Annotated in this window: 3 protein-coding genes and 5 pseudogenes; 2 read left to right on the forward strand and 6 right to left on the reverse strand. The window is 34.1% G+C overall.

Annotation, left to right across the window (positions count from 1 at the left end):
* A pseudogene (locus CWATDRAFT_RS29115) lies at nt 1-353 on the reverse strand (helix-turn-helix domain-containing protein); the annotation flags it as partial.
* A gap of 63 nt (nt 354-416) precedes the next feature.
* On the opposite strand from CWATDRAFT_RS29115, the pseudogene CWATDRAFT_RS29120 reads away from it, so the two are divergent.
* Nucleotides 417-596: pseudogene (locus CWATDRAFT_RS29120) on the forward strand (NF041680 family putative transposase); the annotation flags it as partial.
* Nucleotides 597-678: 82 nt separating this feature from the next.
* Here the strand turns inward: CWATDRAFT_RS29120 and CWATDRAFT_RS29125 are convergent.
* From CWATDRAFT_RS29125 to CWATDRAFT_RS34980, 5 genes and pseudogenes are all read right to left on the reverse strand, one after another.
* Entirely contained in the window at nt 679-1,239 is a 561-nt protein-coding gene (locus tag CWATDRAFT_RS29125) for a hypothetical protein (protein ID WP_042712812.1), read from the reverse strand.
* A gap of 99 nt (nt 1,240-1,338) precedes the next feature.
* Entirely contained in the window at nt 1,339-1,539 is a 201-nt protein-coding gene (locus tag CWATDRAFT_RS29130) for a hypothetical protein (protein ID WP_021837006.1), read from the reverse strand.
* A gap of 954 nt (nt 1,540-2,493) precedes the next feature.
* Nucleotides 2,494-3,471 (reverse strand): annotated as a pseudogene (locus CWATDRAFT_RS29140) (IS1380-like element ISCwa5 family transposase); the annotation flags it as partial.
* A gap of 30 nt (nt 3,472-3,501) precedes the next feature.
* Nucleotides 3,502-5,028, reverse strand: coding sequence for an IS5-like element ISCwa2 family transposase (locus CWATDRAFT_RS29145; protein WP_007308336.1), 1,527 nt, complete (start codon nt 5,026-5,028; stop codon nt 3,502-3,504).
* Between the two features lie 140 nt (nt 5,029-5,168).
* Nucleotides 5,169-5,384, reverse strand: a pseudogene (locus CWATDRAFT_RS34980) (efflux RND transporter permease subunit); the annotation flags it as partial.
* A gap of 221 nt (nt 5,385-5,605) precedes the next feature.
* On the opposite strand from CWATDRAFT_RS34980, the pseudogene CWATDRAFT_RS41550 reads away from it, so the two are divergent.
* Nucleotides 5,606-5,945: pseudogene (locus CWATDRAFT_RS41550) on the forward strand (ISAzo13-like element transposase-related protein); the annotation flags it as partial.

Here is a 5,945-nt window from a genome sequence, read left to right on the forward strand (position 1 = left end):
GGGGACCACTCTTGGGCGATCGCTTAAATTCCTTTGATCAAGACCATTAATGCTTTCTCCGTTACCTGTTGTTCTTCGGCGGCACTCAGGTTTTCTCTCTCCTCAAACCATCGCGATCGCCACTGACGCACTTGTACTCGGTCTAATTCTAATCTTCGACTAATCGAACTATTGCTCTCTCCTGATGCTGCGGCTAAGATTAGCTTGGCTCGTCTAACAAGGCGATAGGGGTTTGTTGTCCCTCTCACTATTTGTTGGAGTACTGTTTTCTGTAGGCTGGAGAGGTTAATTGGCAATGCTTTTATCATGGACATCAACTTCGAGATTCTTCCGTTAGTTTCATTGAAACACATTGTCGTGGCTAGTCACGAAAGTTTCTGTAAAAATCTGGTGGATTACTTTCGCCAAGCTGCACTAGTCTAGTTCAAAGAGACTTTTCAAGAATAATTACGACCTTGGGGACTTTCGCCAAATTTCCCAAACGTCGAGGTTTTTCTTCCGGACGTATTAAAGGTTACAAAAAAGCCCCACGAACTCGTCATGATGTTATCAAGAAAGGGAGCAAAAAATCAACTGAAAACTTAAAAGCTCCTTAGTTTTCCTCAGAATCTATAGATTAGCCCTATTTGTCAGCCAATTTTATTGACTGATACAGAGCCGATATTTTGGGATTTTAGTTTAGCGTAAAATATACGCCAACAAACTTTTTTGTCCAAAGTCCAAGTTATTAGAAATTCGTAAAATTAGAAACTCATTAATTGAATGTTTATGAGAATTAGTAAGATTTACCTCGATATTTTTCATTAAATACTGCTGTAATTGAAGTCGCTTTCTTTCTTCTTCAATATCTTCTGTTAAATAATTTATAAACTCTATTTTGAAGTCTTGATAGGATGAGGATGCGATTTGACTTAAAAAAATCTTTGACTTACCATTATTAATGTGATTTTTAGTTACTTCTCTAAAGGTTTCTGTCGCTTTGTTGAAAGCTTGATTATTTAATAAGGTAGGATTAGGTATAGACTCAATTATTTGTGGTACTTTGTTTGCTAAGGCTCGAAGACGAGCTACTTCAATTTTTTGTTTTTGAAGTACAATAGTCTTATGTAATTTTTTATTGAAAGACTTTTGTTGACTTCGTTTGAAAGCACCTATAAAATCAATGTATTGCTGAACACTATAATTATTTAGTAAACAATCTTTATACAAAAATGGATAACGACCCAATAAATCTCCCAAAAATTGGGGTTTGTGTTGATGACTATTTTTACCGTGATTGGTAATACGGATTAATCTTTGTAGTTTTAAATATTCAGTAGTTTCTGAAAAATATTGACTCTATTCTTGCCATCTTGTGATAATTTTGTGCTGCTCTATTTGATAAATATTTGTTTGCTTAAATAAATCTAATAACTCAAAAATAGCTGGTCTTGTTTCTTCGTTAATTATCCAATGAGCGATACATACTTGACAAAGACGATTAAAAAATGATGAGCAGTTACTTTTAGCTGTTGGTGCATAAACTAGGTTTTTGACCATTTCTTGAACTTTTTATCAGGATAGTTTGCGACTTCTACTAATAGTAAACGTATCTTAGACAATACCTCAGGGCTAGGCTTAGTCTGTATCAACTTGAGAAAATATTGATAGAGACTATCATCCATCATGATAGTTGCTTCAGATATAGAGCCTAATGTATCAAACCCTCCTTGACTCATCACCATATTCATCACTCCAATTCATATAAGTTCACCCAATTATTACGGAAATTACTGGTAAACTCAATAATAAAAATCAACAGGTTTGTGTGATATATTCTATCGACATTCAATTAAAAATATGATATGCAAACTAAACCCAATAGCATTATCCTATTTTTCTACTTGATTTGTGGAAAAATAGGATGAGCCAGAAAATATTAAAAAGCAGTAAGTGATACTACGTATATTCAGGTAAAAATTTATCTTAGTCTCAAGATATTATTCTAGATTCTAAAGAATTCTACTATCTTCTTGAGAAATAGTAAAAGCAAGCAAACAATTTTCTAAAACTTGGATTAACCAGAGGGACTCTTCTATAGAAGTTGACTCATAGTAGTCAAATATATGAGCTAATCTTTGTCGTAAGGAATCTTTTAACTTAGAATTTAAAACAGTCAATTTTAATAGTAAAGCAGTTAACTCAGTAGAGCCTAAATACCGTTGTAGATTAATAAAAGAAAGATGACTTGAGGGGTTAGTTGGATTAACCCAGATTTCTCACAAATTAATTTGAAAGCCCAATCCAGAGATGAAAAATGATAATTTTTAGGACTAATAGAAATTTTGAATATAGATGAATAAAAAAATTGACTTTGATTATCCAAAAATTGAGTTTAAGAGGGAATAATTATATTAACTTTTGATTTTCTCCACTATAAATAAGACTAAATGAAAGTATCAGTCAGTCAACAACTTATGATAGATATCTTTTTTAAAAAACAACTTATTCTACTTATCCAATATTAGGAATAGTTTTAATTCTTTTGTTAGCAATAGACAAAATATCTTGATAAGGACAAGCACTAGCTATAGCGATAATAATTCTTCTACAACTAATCTTTATTCTGGCTCCCAACTTAAGAAGATTTAGACGTATTCTTCCCACAGTTGCTTTAGCCAATGAAGTTTTTTTTAAACAGTGTTGACGAAAAGCATTTATGAGAACATAAGCCCAGGAATGTATCCATAATCTTAGTTGATTACTTTGAAATGTTTGAGTTGAAGTTCTATGAGCTAACAAGTCTAATTGTTGTTCTTTAATCCGATTTTCCATCTCGCCTCTCGGACAGTATTTTTTTGTATAAAGTTTTGAGGGTGGAATTTTTGAAGCGGGCAAAGATGTCACCACATGGCGCATTTTTAAGCCATCACTTCCATAACAAACTTTTGTCACTACTCTTCTTTGACAACTCCATGACTTTTCTGTTTTATAACGAATAGAGCGATACCAAGTAGAAATTAGTACTAATTTTTTAACTTCTTCTAAATCTTCTTTTTTCTGAAATAAACTATCCATTAATTCAGTTATTGGAGCTAGTTTTTTTTCATATTCATGTTTGGCTTTTTCAATTACATCATCCGCTCGTAACTTAAGAACGCCATTTGTTCCCATAGCTATAACATAATCAACTAAAGGCTGATTTTCACAAAAATAGAAGATTTCTTCACGGGCATAGGCACTATCACCCCTAACTAGGATATGAGTCTCTGACCATTTTTCTCTAATTAGTCCGATAATTCTTTGTAATTCGTCTAAGGCTCCATCGGCTGAATCTACATTAGATGAACGAAGTTTAGCAACTAATAAATGATGCCCACAGAAAATATATAAAGGAGCATAACATACTCCGTGATAATAACTATTAAAAAATGCCCCTTCTTGATTACCATGTACTTGGTCATCCGTGACATCCATATCTAATATAATACTTAGGGTTTGCTGAAAAAGTTTCTCCAAAATTTATGCCACTTTTGACCAAGAATTTTCTGACAAATCAATAAGTTTTAGTACATAAAAATTGTTTAAAGTATAATCAAAATTAATGAAAGGCGGTTTGATGAGTTCTCCTGTTCTATTATTGGTAAATAAGGACAAAAAAAGCGACAAAAACTGCCTCAGAAGTTTAGAAAGATTGACAACTAAAAATGTAATAGCAATAGATGTAATGGAGGTTTCAGGGAGTTTTGTCATCACGAGATTTAGGCTAAATCTTCGTTTAGCTTGTCCAAACTTTCCCTCAATAGCATTACGGAAGCATTCATCGGAGTGGGCTTGTTTCTTTTCTTCTTCACTGACATTTTTCGGAGGTCTTCCTAACTTCGGACCACTGATTCTTATCCCTCTTTCCTTACACCAATTTCTGTTTTCCCTAGTTCGATAAATTTTATCTACATGGACGGATTCGGGATAATAGCCAAACGTTTCTTTATACTTTTCTACTTGTTCTTTAAAATGACAAGATTCATTGAAGTTTTCCCAACTTATTTTGTCTAGAAACACATAGTTATCTACACAGCTTACTGAGAGTTTAGCTCCAAACTCTATTGGTTTTCCTGCTTTTCCCCTCACTATTGGACGAATATGCGGTTGAGTTAAACTTACAATTCTTTGAGGAACACTCTGGGTCTTATTCTCCCACATTGACTGTTGTTGTTCATAAACTTTTTTGATAGTCTCTAGACAATTTTTCTGTCTTTTACTCAGATTTTCCAGGGAAGCCCCAGCTTGAATTAAGTCTTCTATATTTCCTAAATTTTTCTTAAGGTATTTTAACTGTTTCCCGATAGCTTTTCTTCTTTCTTGATAAGATACTTTTCGTTTTTTAGCTACTTTTAAGTATTCCTTTCTAGCAATTTTTCTAGAAGTTCTCGGCTTTTTTCTCAATTTTACTCTTAATGGTTTATAAAGATTATCTATTATTCTTTCTGTCTCAATTCTGGCTTGATTTAATATGCCTAAATCCGTTGGGTATTTGATGTCTGCTGGCGCACAAGTCGCATCTAAAATTAGTTTACCTTTATTTTTTATTTTTTCTCCTTTTTCTTGGAGACAATCCTTTTTTTTTACTTCTTTATCACTCTTGTCTATTTCTCTTTTTACTATTTTTTTATTGATTTTGTTTATCAATTCTCCATCAATTCTTTTCCTAAAATGAACTAGCATTGAAGATTCCAGTGGTGGCTCTTGTTGATAACAATTTAAACCTATAAAGTATTGTAGATAGGGATTTTCTCTAATCTGTTCTATAGTTTCTCTATCACTTGTTCCTAATTTTTCCTTAATAATTAATGTCCCTAATGCCATTCTAAATAGTTTGGCTGGCGCACCTTTTTCTGCTGAAAAAAGTTTAGCATATTCTTCCTCAAAATCATCCCAAGGTATCAACTCTGCCATGATTACCCAACGATTATTGGGGGACAATTTGCCCTCGAAAGGTAATTCAAATTTTTCTGGGGGCGGTAAAGGTTGCTCCTCTTTTCGATACATTTGTTCTTGACCAACAACTGGGAGGTGTTTCTACCAATTATAGCGGTTTGTAGCCGACAAAGCTGATCTTTTTTGCGATCGCGAATATGGGTGTAACCTTTTAAAGAATAGGGTTTTGCTTTTATTCAGCAAACCCTAATTAGGGGGACTGTGTCACCATTGGGTAAGGTAATAGGGTAGGATCTTAAGTCCTGCACAGATTTAGTGCTACCAAGAGTACGGACATTTTGTTCAGTGCCACCGATTTCTGAACGTCCCCCTGGTAAATTGATGTTAAAGTTACAAATTTGCTCGTTAACCTGGGTGGCGGTAATACCATAGGCTAATAGTCGATTTGGATCTAAATCAACTCTAAGGTGATTTCCGAGAAAGCTTTTCCCATAGGGGGTAATCGCTTGGACTAAAGGCTTTCAAGAAATAAAAGGAACAGAGAGTTAGCGGATCTTTGTACACAACTTTAAAATTTCATAATTGGCTTGTCTGAAAAAACAGAAGAAATAGATTAAAATGAAGAGGTAAAAAGATTAGAGAGAGTAAATTGAAGCTAAAACAGACAAATAATCCCTTAACCCCGTCGATGGTCGATGATTTACGTTTAGCAGCCTCAAAAATGACGGGAGCAGAGCGTCGTTCATTTCAAGCTGAAATGTGTCTCAAGTATTGTGGAGGAAGTGCCAGACAAACCGAAATCGTGTTTGGTTGAGGGAGAAAAAATGTTCAACTTGGATTACATGAAAAACGAACTGGGATAGTGTGTTTAGGATTACAATCAGTCAATAGTGGATGTAAAAAATGGGAGGAAAGATACCCAATAGTTGCCCAATCATTGAAAGAAATAGCCGAAGCTCACGCACAACAAAACCCCACATTTAATAACCCCATTGCCCATACAAGATTAACGGCGGCTGAAGCCATTA

This window comes from Crocosphaera watsonii WH 8501 (assembly GCF_000167195.1).
Lineage (GTDB): Bacteria > Cyanobacteriota > Cyanobacteriia > Cyanobacteriales > Microcystaceae > Crocosphaera > Crocosphaera watsonii.